The organism is Nakamurella sp. UYEF19 (assembly GCF_040546275.1).
Taxonomy (GTDB): domain Bacteria; phylum Actinomycetota; class Actinomycetes; order Mycobacteriales; family Nakamurellaceae; genus Nakamurella.
Genome location: NZ_JBEPNO010000007.1, coordinates 48,053 through 67,342 on the forward strand (window position 1 = coordinate 48,053; position 19,290 = coordinate 67,342).

Here is a 19,290-nt window from a genome sequence, read left to right on the forward strand (position 1 = left end):
CAATGGTTCGGTTGACGGCATTCTGGGCGCCGCACTCAGACGTAGGAGTCGAATTCCTCGTCCAGGATGCTGAAGATGTCCTCGGCACTGGCGGTGGCGATCTCGGCGCGATCCGCCGCGGCGACCCCGCCCCGCTCGATCCACGCCGCCGTGATCGCCTGCAGCCGCTGCACGATACGGCTGTGCGCATCACCGGTCGGTTCGGCCCGCAACAGCATTTCCTCGAGCCTCCCCAGCTGGTCCTCCGGCGTCATCGCCGGCGCTGCCGTCGCCACCGGGGTCAGCCGGGAGGTGAGCTGTTCGGTGAGGTGTTCGGCCAGTGCGACCACGTTCGGGAAGTCGAAGGTGACCGTGGCCGGTAGTTTGCACCCCGCCAACTTCGTCAGCCGATTGCGTAGTTCCACGGCGGCAAGGGAATCGAAGCCCATCTCGCCGAACCCACGGTCGACATCGACCGCGTCCGGCGTGGCGTAGCCGAGCACCTCGGCCACCTGGCCCCGCACGGCTCGCTGGACGTGCTGCGCTCGTTGGTCCGCAGGTATCGATGCCAGCTGGTCCGGCATCGATGCTTCCACGACCGCCGGTGCCGCTACCCTCCGCTGCGCCTGCTTGGGCAGCATGTCACCCCAGATCGGCGATACGGCCGCGTCTCTGGCGATCACAGCCAGATCAAAACCGCCGGCGACGAGGTGACCGGAGCGGCCAGGGGCAGTGGCGGCGTCGAACATCGCGAGTCCGTCGGCGGTGGAGAGCGGTATGACCCCTGAGGCCTCGATCCGGCGGCGGGCGGACTCCTGGAGCGAAGCCCCCATGCCGTCCTCGCCCCACAGCCCCCAGGCGATGGCAACCCCTGGCCGGCCCGCCTGACGACGGTTGTGGGCCCAGGCGTCCAGCACCGAGTTGGCGGCCGCGTAGGTGGCCTGGCCAGAGGCATCGAGGGTGGCGGCGACCGAGGAGAACACGACGAATCGTTCGACGTCCGGCAGCGCCTCCTCCAAAGCCTGCAGCCCTTCGAGTTTCGGGGCGCACACGGTCTGCAGTTGTTCGGCCGTGCCGGCCGCCACCGTGGCGTCGGCCAGTACGCCGGCGCCGTGCACGATGCTGCCGATGCGAACTTCGGAAGGCAACGAGTCCAGCCCGGCCCGGATGGCCGCGGCATCGGCGACATCAGCAGCCAGGACGTAGGTCTCGGCTCCGCTATCGGCCAGCGTCGCCAGCAGCTCCGTGGCCTCCGGCGAGGCGCTCCCCCGTCGGGACATCAGGACCAACTGCCGACCGGGCCGCTGCCGCGCAAGATGCTCGGCCAGCCGGGCACCCAGTCCGTTGGTACCCCCGGTGATCAACACCGCCCCGTTCCTGTCGCCGTCGCCGGCGACCTGGCCGGCGCTGTCACCGGCGATCGGGGGCGTCGGGATGCCCGCCCGGGTCAGTCTGGCCACCAACACCTTTCCCTTGCGGATGGCCACTTCCGGTTCGCCGGCAGCCACCGCTGCGCCGACGGCCTCGGTGTGACCGTCGTGGTCCAGCAGTACGAAGGAACCGGGGTGCTCGGCGATGGCCGCCTTGACCAGCCCACGCATGGCGGAGGCAGCGAGATCGTCGATCCTCTCGGATTGGTCGACGCCGACGGCCCCGTGGGTGAGCAGGACGAAGGTCGAGTCGATGCTCTGCGAGGCGGTGATCATCGACTGGATCAGGGTCAGTGCGTCCGCCGCGGCATCGATGATCGCCGCGGCATCCATCACCTCGGAACCGCCGCTGCGGTGGCCACCGAGATGGGCGATCACTGCATCCGGTCGTACCCCTGAGGCCACCAACTCCCCCAGATCCCGGAACCGCTCGGCCCCGATCACTTCCGGACCAGCGCCGATCAGTGCGAGCGAAGGTCCTGCGGTGACTGTGTTCTGGCTCGGGAGTACCGGGACCCATGACACGGTCAGCAGTTTGCTCGCGGCCGCGGCGACCTGATCGACGACGATCGACCGCAGCGTCAGTGAGCCGATCTGCGCTACCGGAATCCCGGTCTCGTCGAACAGGGTGAGCTGCCACGACCCGGCGACCGACTTCGTGGCTCTGACCCGGGCGGCCGTCCGATCGGCGGCGTGTACGACGACATCGGAGAAAGCAAAGGGAAGTTCCGCAGTGTCGTTGGTCCCGTCGTCGGTGAGGCCCAGTACGTGCAGGGCGGCATCGAACAGCGCCGGGTGCAGCTGAAATCCTGCCACCGGGGTGCCCGGCGGTAGCGACACCTCGCCGTAGACCGTGTCTCCGTCGACCCAGGCGGTAGCGAGGCCGGCAAAGACCGGTCCGTAGGCCAGTCCTGCTGCTGCCAGATCCCGATAGCGGCCACTGATGTCCGCCTGGATCGCGGAGGCCGGGGGCCAATTCCCCAGGGTCTCGGTGTTGGTCTCGATCGTGCCGACGACGCCGGATGCGTTGAGGGTCCAGGGGTCGGCCGACGTGATGCGCGAGTGCACCTGCACCTGCCGATCGGTGTCGTGCTGAACGGCCGAGACCGACACCCGCACGTCGGTACCGCTTCCCGGCACCACCAAAGGCGCCAGTAGCAACAGTTCTCGAACGGACGGAGCACCGACGAGGCGTCCGACAGTGATCGCCAGGTCCAGCACGCCGGTACCGGGCACCACCACCTGATCGTTGACCCGGTGATCGGCCAACCACGGATGCGATCCGAGGGACAGCCGGCCGGTGGCCAGCACACCGCCATCGGAGGTCTCGACGACCGCCCCGAGCAGTGGATGTTCCGAGGCCGACAGGCCTGCCGAGGCCACGTCTCCCTGACCGGGAGCATCGATCAGCCAGTAGCGCTGGTGGTCGAAGGCGTAGGTGGGTAGGTCGGCGACACGGGTGGTGGTGTCCAGGAGCTGGGTGAAGTCGATGGGGGCGCCGATGGTGAGCAGCTGCGCCAGTCCGGTGAGGAACGTGGTGGGCTGGTCGCGGTCGCGGCGCTGCAACCCGACCACCGTGATGTTGCTGGCGGATGGGCTTGCTTCGAGGGTGTCCTGGGTGGGGGCGGTCAACGCCGCATCCGGTCCGACCTCCACGATCGCGGCGACACCGAGACCGGCGATGGTGGTGACGGTGTCGGCGAACCGCACCGCCGCACGCACATGATCGGCCCAGTACTGCGCGGTCTGCAGCAGACCCGGTTCGGCGACCTTCCCGGTCACCCCGGACACCACCGGGAAGCGTTGCACCCCGAACTCGATGCCGGCCAATGCCTGCTCGAACTCGGCGAGCATCGGCACCATCAACGCGGAGTGGAAGGCGTGGGAGACGGTCAGCTGCTTGCACCGGACCCCGCGGCCGGTGAAAACCTGCACCAGCTGCTGCACGGTTTCGATGTCGCCGGAGATGACGGTGGAGGTCGGGGAGTTGACCGCAGCGACCTCCACCCCGGCATAGTCGGCGAGGATCTGCTGGACGGTCTGCTCGTCGGTGCCGATCGCGGCCATCCCACCACCGGAGGGCAGCGCATCCATCAACGCCCCGCGGGTGACGACCAACAGTGCCGCGTCTTCCAGGGTGAGGACCGCGGCGACGTGGGCGGCGGTGATCTCCCCCACCGAATGACCCGCCACCACAGCGGGGGTCAGCCCGAAGGAGGACGCCAACGCGAACAACGCCGACTCCACCGCGAACAACGCCGGTTGGGTGTACCGGGTCCGATCCAGCAGAGCCGCTGCAGCCGAACCGGGTTCGGCGAACACCACCGACTTCAACCCGACCCACGACCCGTCGGACCCGGCAACAGCATCGATTGCGGCGACGGCCTGATCAAAGGCCGCCGCGAACACCGGATAGGACTCATACAGACCAGCGCACATCCCGACCCGCTGCGCACCCTGACCGGTGAACACCACACCCACCTCTGACCCGCTGCGGCCGACCGCACCGGACACCACCGTCCCGGACGGCCGGGCCTCGGCGAGCGCCTGCAACCCGGAGATCACCTCGGCGTGGGAGGACCCCACCACCACCGCGCGGTGATCGAACCTCGACCGACCCCACACCCCACCGGCCACCGCCGACAACAACGGAACCGACCCGGAAGACGAAGCAGTGACCGCGAGAAAGTCCAACAGTCGGCCGGCCTGACCCGCCAACGCCGCCGCCGACCGCGCCGACAACACCACCGGCACCGGCGAATCCGACCCTGCAGACGAAGAAACAGCAGACGAAGAGACAGCAGCGGAAAGACCAGCAGCGGGAGACCCAGCAGAGGCAACCACCGATGCCCCGGCGAACTCCTCCAAAATCACATGCGCATTCGTCCCGGAAATACCGAACGAGGACACCGCAGCACGACGCGGACGATCCACCGCCGGCCACTCCCGCGCCTGCGTCAACAGCGAGATCTGACCTTCCGCCCAATCCACCGACTGGGTCGGTGTGGCCGCGTAGAGGCTTGGCGGCATCTGCGCATGGCGCATCGCCTGCACCATCTTGATCACACCACCCACGCCGGCCGCGGCCTGGGTGTGGCCGATGTTCGACTTGAGCGACCCCAGGTAGGCCGGGGCATCACGGTGCTGTCCGTAGGTGGCCAGGAGGGCCTGTGCCTCGATCGGATCACCGAGAGTTGTACCGGTGCCGTGTCCTTCGATCAGTTCGATGTCCCGCGACGTCAGACCGGCGACGGCCAGAGCTGCCTCGATGACGCGTTGCTGCGCGGGGCCGTTGGGTGCCGTCAGTCCGTTCGAGGCTCCGTCCTGGTTGACTGCCGACCCTCGGACGACGGCGAGTACCGGATGCCCGAGGCGCTCCGCGTCGGAAAGTCGTTCCAGCACCAGCACTCCGACGCCCTCTCCCCAACCGGTGCCGTCCGCGTCGTCGGAGAACGACTTGCAGCGACCGTCCGCGGCCAGGCCTCGTTGAAGCGAGAAGTCCACGAAGGTATCGGGTCCGGTCATCACCGTGACACCGCCGGCCAGCGCGAGATCGCATTCGCCGGCGCGCAGCGCACCGGCCGCCTGATGAAGCGCGACCAACGACGAGGAGCACGCCGTGTCGATGCTGACGGCGGGGCCTTCGAGACCGAAGGTGTAGGAGACCCGCCCGGACACCACGCTGCCCAGCCCGCCGTTGCCGATGTAGCCCTTCAGCTCCGACGGGATGTTACGGAGACGGGAGGCGAAGTCGTGGTACATGACGCCGGCGAACACACCGGTCCGCGACCCGCGCAGCGACAACGGATCGATCCGGGCGTCCTCGAGCGCCTCCCAACTCGCCTCGAGCAACAGCCGCTGCTGCGGATCGGTGGCGAGAGCCTCCCGCGGCGGAATGCCGAAGAAGTCGCCGTCGAACTCGTCGGCGTCGTGCAGGAAACCTCCCTGGATGCAATAGGTCCGGTCGGGCAGGCCCGGCTCCGGATCGTAGAGCTCGTCGAGGTTCCAGCCCCGGTTGACCGGGAAATCGGTGATGCCGTCGCGTCCGTTGATGACCAGGTTCCAGAGGTCCTCGGCGGATCCGACCCCGCCGGGGTATCGGCAACCCATGCCGACGATGACAATCGGATCGTCCTGCGCCGCCGGGGCCTGGGCCGATGCGGCAGTCGGGGCAGGGGTGACGTCGCCGAATTTTCCGATCAACATCTTGGCGATCGAGTCCGAGTTCGGGTGGTCGAACACCAGCGTCGCGGGCAGTCGGAGTCCGGTCACGGCGTTCAACCGGTTCCGAAGGTCAACGGCAGCAAGCGAATCCAGACCCAATGACGAGAAGGCGCGGTCGAGCTGAACCTGGGACGGATCGGTGAATCCCAGCGCGAGGGCGGCCTGGGTGCGCACCAGGGTGCGCAGGTGCTCCAACCGTGCCGCCGACTCGAGTCCGGCGAGCACATCGCCGAGCCCATCGGTGCGGCCGGTTGCGGTTCCACCGGCGACAGTCCGGCGGACGCCGGTCCGCACGAGTCCGCGAAGCACCGGCGGCACGCCGAGCGCGCGTTCCCGCATGGCGGCCGCGTCGATGCGCAGCGCGGAGGTAACCGAGATTCCCGACGCCACCGCGGCGTCGAACAGCGACAGGGCCGTTGTCGTCTGCAGAGCCGGCAGACCGGAGGCGGCGATGCGGGCCAGATCAGCAGCCTGCAACGACCCGGCCATGCCGGTTTCGGCCGCCCACAGGGTCCAGCCGATCGAGGTGGCCGGAAGACCGATGCGATGACGATGACGGGCCAGCGCCTCCAGAGAGGCATTCGCAGCGGCGTAGTTGCCCTGGCCGGTGCCGTCCACGGTCGCGGCGGCGGAGGAGAAGAGAACGAAGGCCGTCAGTGGCATGGCCTCGGTGAGTTCGTGGAGCAGCCAGCCGGACTCACTCTTGGCCGCCATCACCCGCTGGAGCCTTTGCGGCGTCAGGCCTTCCACCAGTCCGTCGTCCAGCAGGCCGGCGGCGTGCACCACGGCGCGCAGGGGATGGCCTGCGGGGATTCCGGCGAGAACTTCGACCATTGCGGGGCGGTCGCCGGCGTCGGCTGCCGCGAAGGTGACGGTGGCGCCCTGCGCGGTCAGCTCCTCCGCTGCGGCGGCGGCGCCCGGGGCGGAAATGCCGCGGCGCGACAGCAGCACCAGATGACGAACGCCGTGTTCGGCAACCAGGTGGCGTGCCACGAGTAGACCGAGACCTCCGGTGCCACCGGTGATCAGCACGGTGCCGTCCGCGGTCCAGGGGGACGTGGCAGACCCGGCCTCCACCTCGGCCGGCACCGGAGCCAACCTCGGCACCAGGACCTTCCCGCTGCGGACGGCGAACTCGGACTCGCCGGCGGCCAGCGAACCGGACAGCGCACGGAGTGCGGCCGCGCCGGACTCGTCGTCGGCGTCCACGACGAGGAAACGGCCGGGATGTTCGGCGGCGGCGGACCGGATCAGTCCGAGCGCTGCAGATGCGGCGTGCTCGGGTCCATCCCCCGTTGCTCCGCTCGCCCTGGCGAAAACCAGGGCGGTACCGACCAGGGTGGGCTCGGCCAGGAACTGCTGGATCGCCGTCAGGACCTGCTGGACGTGGGCGGTGATGTCCTCGCCCGTCCCGTCCAGACCGGTGACGACGAAGTCGGGTATCGCAGCGCCCCGTTGGATCGCGGCGACGAGGGCCGGAAGATCGGCATGCACCGGACGGGTCGGATCGAGGCGGGAGGCAGAAGCAAGCAGCATCGCCCGATCAGCCGATGTCGTGGCGAAAGCCCCGTTCTGCCAGCTGATCTCCAACAACTGACCGTCGGTCGTCGGTGCCGCTGCCCTGGTCAGGGGTCGGGTGACGACCGAGTCGATGACGGCGACCAGCTGCCCTGCGCGGTCGGCCATCGTCAGCTGCACGCCACCGTCGACGGCTACCGAATGCACCCGGAGGTGGCGCGCACCGGAGGCCAGCAGCCGGACTCCGTTGAAGCTGAACGGCACTTCCGGCACCTGGCCGGCCGGCGCATCCAGGCCGACGCTCTGCAGCACGGCGTCGAGCAACGCGGGGTGCAGGGCAAACGCCTTCTCGTCCTGCTCGGAGGGCAGCTCGATCTCGGCGAAGGACTCCACCACGTCGCCCCGATGTCGATGCCAAACCCGTTGCACACCCTGGAAGGCCGGACCGTAGTCGTAGCCCTCCGCCGTCAGCCTCGGGTAGAGATCGTCGGTGTCGAAGACGACGGCACCCGCCGGTGGCCAGGTTCCGGCGAGATCTCCGGCCGAGCGGGGGATCTGCATCGCAGCAGAAAGATACCCGGTGGCGTGGCGGATCCACGAGGCCTCGGGATCCTTTGCGGGGCGGGAGAAGATCTCCAGCGTGTAGCCGTCGCGGTCGTCCTGGGCACCGACGGCCACCTGGACGACGGCGGCAGACGAATCCGCGAGGTAGAGCGGCGATTCCATGATCAGTTCTTCGAGGACGCCGGCGCCGCAGCGATCGGCGGCCTGCACAGCCATCTCGACGAAGGCGGTTCCCGGGACGAGCACCGAGCCGGCGACCACGTGGTCGCCCAGCCAGCTCTGCGCAGCGGTGGACAGCTGACCGGTCAGCACCATGCCACCGGACGCGGCCAGATCGAGTTGGACGCCGACGAGTGGGTGCCCGGCCATCACCATCCCGAATCCGCTCAGATCCATGGTGGTGCGGCCGGAGTCCAACCAGTAACGCTCCCGCTGGAATGGGTAGGTCGGCAGATCGGTCCGGCCGGCGACGTGGTGACCGGCGACGTCCTCAAAACGGATCTGGTGCCCGCGCACCCACAGCTCCGCCAGCGACGACACGAGATGATCGACCTCCATCCGTTCCCGCCGCATCAGCGAGATCGTCGAGAAGGTCGGCCGGGCAGAGTCTTCGAGCGCGGCCTCGGCCACCGCGGCGGCCATTGCCGTCAGCACCGCGTCGGGGCCCAGCTCCAGGACGGTATCGACGTCATTGGCCAACAGCGCGACGACGCCGTCGGCGAAACGCACGGCCTGGCGCACGTGGCGGACCCAGTACTGCGGGTCGGTGAGCTGCCCGGGGACCGCCAGCCTGCCGGTCAGGCAGGAGAGCACGGGAATGGTCGGCTCCGAAAAGGTGAGCAGCTCGATCATGTCGCCGAACTCGGCCAGCATCGGCTCCATCAGCGGCGAGTGGAAGGCGTGGCTGACGGACAGTCGCCGCGTGCGAACCCCGCGGGCGGCGAAGATCTCGGCGAGGGCGACGGTGCGGTCCTCGACGCCGGCGACCACCACGGCGGTCGGCCCGTTGACCGCGGCGATGTCGACGCCGTCGAAAGCATTCGCTGTGCTGCACAACTCGGCGAGAACCTCGTCCTCCGACGCAGCAATCGCCACCATGGCTCCGCCTTCCGGCAGCGCCTGCATCAACGATGCACGCAGGCCGACCAGCAGCGCCGCGTCCTCCAGCGTCAGCACGCCGGCCACATGGGCGGCCGCGATCTCTCCAACCGAGTGGCCACCGACGACATCCGGCGTCACACCACACGATTCGACCAGTCGGAACAGTGCGACTTCGAGGGCGAACAGGGCCGGCTGGGTGTAGCCGGTCCGGTTCAGCAGGGCCGCGTGCTCGGAACCCGGCTCGGCGAAGACCACCTCTCGCAGCGGCACCTCCAGCTGCAGGTCGAGCTGGTCGCAGGCATCGTCGAAGGCCCGGCGGAACACCGGAAAGTTTTGGTGCAGTTCACGTCCCATCCCGATACGCTGGGCGCCCTGACCGGTGAACAGGATGGCCAGCTCACCCGCGACGGCGTCGCCCAACACCGTACCGGCGGCAGTCTCCCCCGCGGCCAATGTCGTCAACCGGCTCAACAGCGCGGCGGTGTCGGCGCCGATGGCCACCCCGCCGTGTTCGAATCTGGCCCGGCCGGACAGTGCGGCCGATACCGACCCCGGCTCGACCGTGCGACCGTCGGCGATCTCGGCGGTGACGAAGGAAAGGAGTTGAGCGGCACGGTCCCGCAATGCATCGGGGGTGCGAGCCGACAGCGGCCACACGAAGGGCAACGCCGGAATGGGCTGCCCCTCCGGGGCGGGCTCGCCGGTCTGCTCGAGATCCGGTGCCTGCTCGAGGATCACGTGGGCGTTGGTGCCACTGATGCCGAAGGAGGAGACCGCACCACGACGCGGCCGCTCGGATGCGGGCCAGGGTGCCGCTGCGGTGAGCAGTTCGACCTCGCCGGCGGTCCAGTCGATCTTTTCCGACGGACGGCCGACGTGCAGGGTGGCGGGCATCAGTTCGTGGCGGATGGCCTGCACCACCTTGATGACGCCGCCGACACCCGCAGCGGCCTGCGCGTGGCCGATGTTCGACTTCAGCGAGCCGAGCCGGGCCGACCGATCACGCCGCGCGGGATCACCATAGGTGGCCAGGATGGCCTGGGCCTCGATCGGATCGCCCAGGGAGGTGCCGGTGCCGTGCGCCTCGATCAGATCGATCTCGCCGCTGTGCAGGCCCGCGTCAGCCAGCGCAGCCCGGATGACACGCTGCTGGGCGGGCCCGTTGGGAGCCGTGAGGCCGTTGCTGGCCCCGTCGGAGTTCATTGCCGAGCCACGCAGGACCGCGAGCACCGGATGTCCGTTGGCCTGCGCGTCGGACAGCCGCTCGAGCACCAGCATGCCGGCGCCCTCGGCCCATCCGGTGCCGTCGGCGTCGGCCGAGAAGGCCTTGCAGCGCCCATCCTTGGACAGACCCCGCTGGCGGGAGAAGGCGGTGAAAGTACCGGGCGAGCTCATCACGGCGACACCGCCGGCGACCGCGAGATCGCATTCACCCGAGCGCAACGACCGCATGGCCAGGTGCAGGGCGACCAGGGAGGCTGAACAGGCGGTGTCGACCGTCAGGGTCGGCCCGTTCAGACCGAGCACGTAGGAGATGCGACCGGACAGCACGCTGGTGGCCGCGCCCGTCATCAGGTAGCCGTCGAGGCCGTCGGGCGCGTCCTGCAGCCGGGGGCCGTAGTCCTGCGGTTCGGCCCCGACGAAGACCCCGGTTCCGCTGCCCTTCAGGGAGGTCGGATCGATGCCGGCTCGTTCGAAGGCCTCCCAGGTGACCTCCAGCAGCAGGCGCTGCTGGGGATCCATCGCCAGTGCCTCACGCGGCGAGATGCCGAAGAAGCCGGGGTCGAAATGTGCTGCCCCCTCGATGAATCCGCCGTGCCGGGCGTAGCTGGTGCCGGGCCGGTCCGGGTTCTCGTCGAACAGTTCCGCGAGGTTCCAACCGCGATCGGTCGGCAGCGGGCCGATCGCGTCGACCTCGTCGGCCACCAGTGCCCACAGGTCCTCCGGGGAGCTGACTCCGCCCGGGTACCGGCAAGCCATCGAGACGATGGCGATCGGCTCGTCGAACACCGTCCTGGCCCGTTCGATGTTGCCTGCCGCGGTATCCAGGACCTCGGTGTCGTCCGGTCCGCGCAGGATCACCAGCAGTGCCTTGGCCAGCGCGGCCGGCGTCGGATGGTCGAAGGGCAGCGACGGCGCCACCGAGGTGCCGATCGCCCGGCCGAGCTGGTCTGCCAGCGCGAGCGCCAGCAGCGAGTCGAGACCGAGATCCTTGAAGGCCGCGGTGATGCGGAAGGAGGGGGGCGCCGCCCGATCCGCGGCCTGTAGGACCGAGCGCAACGTGTCGTTGACCAGGTGCTCGGTGGCGCGCCGGGCCTGAGCGGCGTCCAGCGTGTCGATCTCGGTCACGAAAGGCGTGTTCATCAGATGTCGTCCTTGATGTCGATGCGCGAGTTGACCTGCCGCGTCGCGGCGACGACTTCGCCGCCGTCGAGGAAGATCTCGGCCGGTGCCGGCCTGCTGAGGAAGTTGACCAGTCCGGATGACGCGCCGTAGGCCCCGGCGTTGGCGATGACGACGATGGCGCCCTCGCCCAGATCAGGTACGAGGACGTTGCGCCCCAACAGGTCTCCAGGCGTGCAGAGCGGACCGGTGAGAGTGGCTCGACCAGGCTCGGCCCCCCTGGCCAGATCCCCCGCGGCTTCGCTCGCCCTGACGACATCCCCCGCGGCTTCGCTCGCCCTGGCGACATCGACATCGACCGACAGCGGCAGCATCCGGCCGAGTCCGGCCATCCCGCCGAAGGTGTTGATGCCCGCGTCCATGATGAGGAACCGGGAACCCCGGCTCTGCTTGACGTTCGTCACCGAGGTCAGGAGTTCACCGCAACCGCCGGCCAGGAACCGTCCGGACTCGCAGTACGCCTTCACCGAACCGTCCCGCCAGCCGGGGAACGAGACATCCATCGCCCTGGCCAGTTCCATCCGGAGCTTGGGGTAGACGGGATGATCGCCGGCCGCGGCGTAGGGGGCGGCGAATCCACCACCGAGATCGAGGTGACGCATCGGAATGCCGAAGGTGGCCTGCATCGAGGCCGCCAGTTCGATGCTCTGCCGGAACTCGGCGACCAGACTCTCCTCGTCCCGTGAATTGCTGAGCGGATAAAAATGTGCTCCCACCACACGGGTTCCGCGGGTGGACAACAGATCCTCGGCGATCTCGGGGAGGGTCTCGGCGTCGATCCCGAACTGGGACGGGGTGCCGGTCATCCGGATGCTGGTGACCGACGGGGCGGCCTGCGCATTGATCCGCAGCAGGCACTCCACCGTCACGCCCCAGGCCGTCGCCACCCGGCCGACCCGGCGGAGGTCCGACAACGATTCCACCGACATGCGGCGGACTCCGGCCGCCAGCGCTCCGCCGATCTCCACCGCGGTCTTTCCCGGCCCACCGTAGAGGATCTCGCCCGCGGGGTAGCCCGCCTCGAGCGCGGACCTCAGCTCACCGGCCGAACAAACCTCGGCCCGGCAGGGCGCCGGAACCTCGCGGAGAGTCCTCGCGATCACCGGGTGCGGGTTCGCCTTCAGGGAGTAGTAGATCCCGAAATCCTCGGGAAGGGCCGCCCGTAGATCGGCCTGGGAGGCCCGCAGAGCATCGAGATCGTAGACGTAGAGGGGTGAACCGAACCGCTCGACGAGGCCGGACCTGACCGCTCCGGCGATCATGCCCGCACCGCGGACAGGTCGGCCATCATCTGCGCCACCTGCTTCTTGTCCGGTTTGCCGTTCAGAGTGACCGGCAGTTCGTCCAGCACCCGGACGAAGGCGGGGACCTTGGCCGGCTCGAGCCGGTCCGCGAGTTCCCGCTTCACCGTGGCCGCATCCAGATCGCCGGCCACCCAGAGGGCCAGGTCGTAGGTGTCGGTCGGGGCCAACGCGGCGGCGGCCCTGATCCCCGGGATATCGGTGGCGGCGGCCTCGATCTCGATCGTGCTCATCCGCAGACCCCGTCGCTTGAACATGTCGTCGCGGCGCCCCTGGAAGTACAGATAGCCACCCGAATCGACACTGCCGTAGTCACCCGTGAACAACCTGGTCCGCCCGGTGACCGGATCGGGCCGGAACGTCTTCTCCGACAGTTCGGGGGCATTCCAGTAACCGCCCATCACATTCGGCCCGTCGACCACGATCTGGCCGACCTGTCCGGTCGGCACCTCGCTGCCGTCGTCGCCCAGGATCACCACGGTGGTGCCGGGCAGCGGTCGACCCACCGAAGCGGGCCGTTCGAACTCCTGCTCGGGCGGCATGATGCTGACCCGCTTGCATTCGGTGATGCCGTACATCCGCGCGACCCGCAGACCGGGGAAGCGTGCCCTCAGCTCGTCGATGGTCGACTGCTGCAGTGCCGCACCGGTATTGGTGACCAGTCGCAGCGAGGTCGGCCGGTCGTCCCGTGCGGCCAGCCGGTTCAGCATCACCGAGAGGCTCGGCACGGCCGGTACCACCGTCGCTCCGTATTCGCGGATCTCGTTCAGCAGGGTCAGATCCGGTCCGGCCGCCAGCACCAGTTCGCTTCCGGCCAGCGCGGACAACATGATCTGGAACATGCCGTAGTCGAACGACAGCGGGACCCTGGTGTAGACCACATCGTCGTTGCGGTAGCCCAGCTGGGATCCGATCGCCCTGGCGGCGAAGGCCATCTGGGCCTGCGGGCAGATCACTCCCTTGGGTGCGGCCGTACTGCCGGAGGTGTAGATCAGCGTGCCGACGTCCTCGCCGTGGCCGGCGGCCGGCACCGACTGCTCGACCGGCCCGAGTTCGGCCCAGAGCTGCGCGGTGGTCAGCACCGGCACCCCGCCGATCTCGGCCAGGTCGGGAGCCCGACCGGTGGTCGCCACGGCGAGGGAGGGCGAGCAGTCGGACAGCACGGCTCGCAGGTGATAGGTCTTCATGTCCGGATTCAATGGCACCACGGCGACACCGCCACGGGCGCAACCGAACAGCAGTGCGACGAACTCCCGGACGTTGGGCAGCTGCACGAGCACCCGGTCCCCACGGCGGATACCCTGGGCCTGCAGGTATCCCGACACGCGCAGACTCTGCTCGAGCAGCTGCGCGTAGGTCCAGTCGCCGTCGGAATCTCGGACCGCCGGACGGTCCGGGTGGTGCGCCGCAGCCTCCGCGAGAATTGCGAACAGCGGTGCATCTGCCGGGGCCGGCTGGATCTGGGCGTGGACGGCCATGGCGCGCAACGCCTTCCGGTCGGTCTTGCGGTTCTGGTTCAGCGGCATCTCGTCGAGGCGGGTGAAGCGTCGGGGCACCAGACCGTCGGGCAAGAGGCCCCGCAGGTGCCGGACCAGCTCGCCGACCGGCACGTCGTCGCCGGTGAAGTAGGCGGCCAGTTCCAGACAGCCGCCGTCGGACACCGGGACGGTCGCGCTGAATTCGACGGCCGGATGTGCCTGCAGCGCATGGTCGATCTCGGACAGCTGGACCCGTTGCCCGGCCACCTGGACCTGGTCGTCGGCCCGACCGAGGAAGACCATGTCTCCGTCGTCGAGGAGCCGGACCACGTCACCGGTGCGGTACCAGCGGCGTCCGTAGCGATCGAAGAACCTTCCCTCGTCGTCGGCGGGATCGAGGTAGCCCGGCGAGTTCTGCGGGCCGAACAGGCACAGTTCACCCTCGGTTGACTCCTTGTCCCCGTCCAGGACGAGCATCTGCATGCCGTCGTAGATCCGGCCGAGCGGCACGATCCCGTTCACCGATTTGGCCATCGACGTCTTGGGATCCCACCGGTGCCGCGACATCGTGATGGTGTTCTCGGTGGGGCCGTAGCCGTTGTCCAGGATGCCGTGATCGCAGGCCTGGGACCAGGTGATGGCATCGGCGACCCGCAGGGCGTCGCCGGCGAAGAAGCTGTATCGGATGCTCGGCAGCGAGCCGGGTGTGAGCCGGCCCATCCGGTCGGCGACGCCGATGGCACTGGGCGTCGAGTACCAGATGCTGATGCCCTTCCGGGCAATGGCACCCGGCAGATCACGCAGGTCCGGACCGGAGATGGGCGCAACGCAGGCGCCGGCACCCCAGCCGATGAACAGGTCGAACATGGCGCAGTCGAAGGCCAGGTCGAAGTACTGGGAGAAGACGTCCTGCGGACGGAAATCGTAGCGGCTGTCGTGGATGTCGCAGTAGTGCGCGATGTTGGCGTTGGTGATCTGCACACCCTTCGGCCGCCCGGTGGAGCCCGAGGTGAACATGATGTAGGCGATGTCGGAGCCGAGCACCGGGCGCGGCCCCGTCAGCGCGCGGGCCGGATCGGCCTTCACCACACCGGCCAGCGAGTCGGCGGTGCCGGCCTCGGTCAGATCAGCGGCCTCGACCAGGATCAGTGGGATGCCCGTTGTTCCACCGGCGATCCCGGTCTCGACCAGCTTGACGGCGCCGGGGGCATCGGTCAGGATGGCCCGCACCCCGGCGTCCCGCACGGCGTCGGCGTTGCGCTCGTCCGGCTGCGCGAGATGCAGGGGCACGGCAGTCCGGCCGGCGTACAGCGCAGCCAGGATGCCGAGATAGGCGGCGGAGTTCTTGGTGGCGAAGATGCCGATGGCCCCGGCCGCGTCGTCGATCGCGGCCAGGGCCGTTCCGGCCAGGGTCAGGGCGCTCTCGTGCGCTTCCCGGTAGGTGGTCTCGTGTCCGCGAACCCGCCAGGCCGGCCGGTGCTCCGAGACCGCCAGTCCGCGCAGGAATCGTCCGTACAAAGGTGCGTGGAAAGTGCTCATCGTGTGGCCCTCCGGTTCGGGTTCGAGGAAATGGGTGGGACGGACGGTCAGGCGGCGGGCTCGCGCAGCGAGGTGACCGCATCCCACAGCGTCGCCGGCGTGGCGAAGGTGGCCCTGGTCATCACCTCGTCGCAGAAGTGGATGCCGTAGCCGCCTTCCAGCGCCACCAGCAACTCGATCACCCCGAACGAGTCGAGACCGTAGTTCTGGAGATCGGTATCGGGCGTGAGTTCGTCCTCCGGCTGGAAGAACGGGACCATCGTCCTGACGATGTCCTCGAAGTGTTCGTCCCAGATCTTGTTGTCGCTCATGCTCGTGCGTCCTTTCGTTGATGGATGTCCCGGTGGATCGGGTCGTCAGGGTTGGGCGGGCGGGTGAGTCAGGCCGCGGGTGGGTGCGTCAGGCGGCGGGCCGGAGCGCGCGACGGGGTGAGGCCGCCAGGACGGTGAAGTTCCTGACGGTGCAGGGCACGCGGCTGAACAGGGCGTCCGAGCCGGCCACCACCACGTCGGTGATGTCGTGCTGCTGAAGGGTTTCGACCACGCGCGGCCATCGCACGGGCGAGGTGTAGGTGGAGAGGACCAGGTCGCGGATCTGCTCCCCGGTTCGCAGGATCTCCCCCGTCGAATCGTGGACGACGGGGATGGTGGGATCGGTGAAAGTCAGCGGGGCCAGCACATCATCGAGCGCCGCCTGCCGCAGGTCGCCGAAGATGGACGCATGCATCGGCGGCCGCATCGCATAGAGCGGAAAGCCGCCGAGGGAACGGATGTCGGCCTGGAAGGCGGCCAGGTTGTCCTCGGCGAGGGTCAGCATGAGGAACTCTTCATCGACGTAGCAGGCCATCTCGTGCCAGTGCCCGTCGGCCGTCAGCCGGTCGAGGAGCGGCTGCAGACTGGCCTTCGAGACCCGGGCGAAACTGGCCGTCACCAGACCCTGGTGATGCTCGGCGAAGTACCTCTCGCCCAGCTCGGCCAGACCGACCGTCATCGCGACGGTGTCGGCGACCGACAGGCTGCCGACGTAGGCGCACAGGGGCTTTGCCCCGAAGCTGGGACCGGCGGCGAGCAGGCGCGGCGACGGGTCCTGCCGGTCGGCCCACTGGGCCAGGGCCAGGGATCCGACCAGGAACGCCAGCTGCGCGGGAAGGGAGTAATCACCCTCGGCGTCGCGGAAGGCCGGCAGGATCCGGAATCCTGCGGCAGCGTCGGCTTCCGCGAACAGGGCGCGCGCCGACGGGTTGATCATCACGAACTTGGCCAGCTCGCCGTAGTCGGTCGGCCCCATGCCCGGGAACACCATTGCGCTGTTGGTCATGGCTCCTGCTCTTCCAGCGTTTTCGGGTTTTCTCTGCTGTTTCAGATACCGGTGCTTTGTGGAGATACCGGGTCCGCGGACCTGCAAGCGGTGCCGCGCCGCCGGTCCGACGGACCCGGTACTCATATCGTCGGTTTCCGCGCGGATGCCGAACACCCCTAGGCGCCCGCAGGGCGCCCCTACCCCCCGCCGCTGCCAGAGCTGTTGTCGGAGGCGGTATCCGGGCCCGTCCGGTCCCGCGATACCCGACGGCGGTTGACGCCGGGCGGCCGACGCGGCTGACGGTGGGTGTCAACCGGTCGGCTGACGCCGCAGTGAGCCGTTCGACGGTGTTGCGCCGGCGGCCGGGGAAGCAGAGTTGTCCTCAGCAAGCAGGGACCAGAACCCCCCCAGAACCTCTCACCAGCCCACCACCCCAAGGAGAACCTCATGAACACCACCACCACCGCCACCGCCACCAGCACCACCGCCCAGGTCAGCTGCACCATCCCCGCCGCCGCCGGACAGCTCACCGCGGTCACCAGCCCGGACAACCGGACCGCCGCCACCGCCGCCATTCACGGCCTCTGCACCGCCGCCCCCGAAGCCGGCATGTTCACCACGGTCAGTGCCTACCTCCGCAAGTCCGCCAACGCCAACGGCCGTCACACCCCCGGCTTCGACGCCGTCAGCATCATGGAGCGCCTGGGCCTGAGCGCCTACGGCCGTCGCCGGGTCGGCACCCTGAGCACCGAGGTCCGGGCACTGGCCGACCTTGCGGCCACGGTGTGCGGAGCGCCCCACCGGATCGCCCTGGCCAACCCGACCGCCGGCCTCGACGCCGTCAACACCCGCCGGGTGATGGAACTGCTCGCCGACCTGGCCGCCGCCCGCTGCACCGTCGTCATCGCCACCGACGACATCGAATGGGCCGACACCGCCGCCGACACGGTGGTCGTGCTCGTCAACGGAACCGCTGTGGCGCAGGGCAACCCGGCCGAGCTGCGCGCTCGCCACCACGGCCCCTCGACGGTCAGCTGGACCGCGGTGGACGGTGTCCACGAGCACCGCACCCGCACCCCGGGTGCCGTCGTCGCGGAGCTCGAGGCGCACTTCGGCCAGGAGGTCCACACCATCGCCGTGACCCCGCCGACCCTGACCGACGCGGTCGAGGACCTGGCCCGCACCTACGCCGTCTGATTCACCGGCCGGCCCCGGCCGACAGAGAAGAGCCTGCGGACCCGCAGCCGCCCGACGAGAACCACCCGATACGGCCCCCGTACCGCCCACCGGATCATCTCCGGTTCGCGACCGGGGGCCTTTCGGCGTCTGGTGGGTCTTCGACCGGACCCACCGAGGTGCAGCCTGGGCACTGCCGACGCCGCCTCGAACCACCGTCGATACCCCACGAAAGAGGTGGCGGTGTCAACCGAGCGGTGGACCCTGCCGTCACCGATCGGTGGTGTTATCAGGGTCACACCTGGCGAGATGCTGAGGGCAGCAGGCAATCGAGCCCACCGGCAGGTCCCACGCAATCCCTTCCAGAACGTCCCCACCACCGGAACGGAGCCACCGATGTCCACAGTCCTGAGCCGCCGGAGCACTCGTCGATCGACCAGCACGAGCACCACCACCCAGCGCGAACGCCTGGTGGTCGACCCAGCGGTGACGGACATCCCGGTGGTGGCCGGCTCCGTCACGGCCCTCTTGGGCGCCGACGCGACCGACACCGTCGACCTGCTGGCAGTCCTTGCGGCGCCCGGAGCCTTTCCGGGGCGATTCACGGTGGTGAACAGGCGATCCGGTCTGCGGTCCCGTTCGCTGACGCTGCAGACCCTGGCCGCGCCACCGGTCGTCCCCGGTCGCTTCACCACGGTCGCGTCGTTCCTGCGGCGGGCAGCGCAGACCACCGGATCACGCCAGCCCGGATTCGGCGCAGCCGACATCCTGGTCCGCCTCGGCCTGGAACCCTATGCCCGTCAACATCTGTCCGGCCTGTCCGGGGACGTTCGCCGGCTCGTCGAGATCGGTGCCGCCGTCGTCGCGGGCGTCGGCCATCGCATCGTGCTGGATCTGCGCCTGGACTCGTTGGACGCGGTCGCGGTCCGTCGGGTGATGGAGCTGCTTGCCGACGCCACCAAGGCGTGCACGGCGGTCCTGGTGGCGACCGACGACATCGGGTGGGCCGACGCGGTGGCCGCCCACGTCGTCGTGGTGGCGGCCGGCGAGGTGGTAGCGCAAGGACACCCGGCGACCATCGCGCAGCGGCGTCAGGGCATCTCGACGGTCAGCTGGATCGGACCGGACGGATTGCACGAGCACCGCACCCGCGCCCCCGGCGCCGTGGTGGCCGAGCTGGAGCTGCATTTCGGCCTCGAGGTGCACAGCATCGCCGTCGTCCCGCCATCTCTGGGCGACGTCGTTGCGGACCTGCTGAACGCCCATGGTGAATGAGAG

Annotated in this window: 7 protein-coding genes; 2 read left to right on the top strand and 5 right to left on the bottom strand. The window is 69.2% G+C overall.

From position 1 onward, the window contains the following. Nucleotides 1-35 precede the first annotated feature (35 nt). From ABIB25_RS12100 to ABIB25_RS12120, 5 genes are all read right to left on the bottom strand, one after another. Complete coding sequence (locus ABIB25_RS12100) at nucleotides 36-11,180, bottom strand: SDR family NAD(P)-dependent oxidoreductase (protein ID WP_354528708.1); 11,145 nt, start codon at nucleotides 11,178-11,180, stop codon at nucleotides 36-38. Further along, complete coding sequence (locus ABIB25_RS12105; RefSeq protein WP_354528709.1) at nucleotides 11,180-12,481, bottom strand: type III PLP-dependent enzyme domain-containing protein; 1,302 nt, start codon at nucleotides 12,479-12,481, stop codon at nucleotides 11,180-11,182. The genes ABIB25_RS12100 and ABIB25_RS12105 overlap by 1 nt, the downstream gene beginning before the upstream one ends. Next, nucleotides 12,478-15,537 (bottom strand): AMP-binding protein, encoded by a 3,060-nt coding sequence (locus ABIB25_RS12110; protein WP_354528710.1) that lies wholly within the window; start codon nucleotides 15,535-15,537, stop codon nucleotides 12,478-12,480. The genes ABIB25_RS12105 and ABIB25_RS12110 overlap by 4 nt, the downstream gene beginning before the upstream one ends. A 47-nt stretch (nucleotides 15,538-15,584) precedes the next feature. Further along, entirely contained in the window at nucleotides 15,585-15,848 is a 264-nt protein-coding gene (locus ABIB25_RS12115; RefSeq protein ID WP_354528711.1) for a phosphopantetheine-binding protein, read from the bottom strand. Between the two features lie 88 nt (nucleotides 15,849-15,936). Further along, entirely contained in the window at nucleotides 15,937-16,854 is a 918-nt protein-coding gene (locus ABIB25_RS12120) for an ACP S-malonyltransferase (protein WP_354528712.1), read from the bottom strand. Between the two features lie 429 nt (nucleotides 16,855-17,283). On the opposite strand from ABIB25_RS12120, the gene ABIB25_RS12125 reads away from it, so the two are divergent. Both ABIB25_RS12125 and ABIB25_RS12130 read left to right on the top strand, forming a co-directional pair. Further along, complete coding sequence (locus ABIB25_RS12125; protein ID WP_354528713.1) at nucleotides 17,284-18,033, top strand: ATP-binding cassette domain-containing protein; 750 nt, start codon at nucleotides 17,284-17,286, stop codon at nucleotides 18,031-18,033. 375 nt (nucleotides 18,034-18,408) lie between these two features. Next, a complete protein-coding gene (locus tag ABIB25_RS12130) occupies nucleotides 18,409-19,287 on the top strand; it encodes an ABC transporter ATP-binding protein (RefSeq protein WP_354528714.1) in 879 nt (292 codons plus the stop codon). Nucleotides 19,288-19,290: the final 3 nt, after the last annotated feature.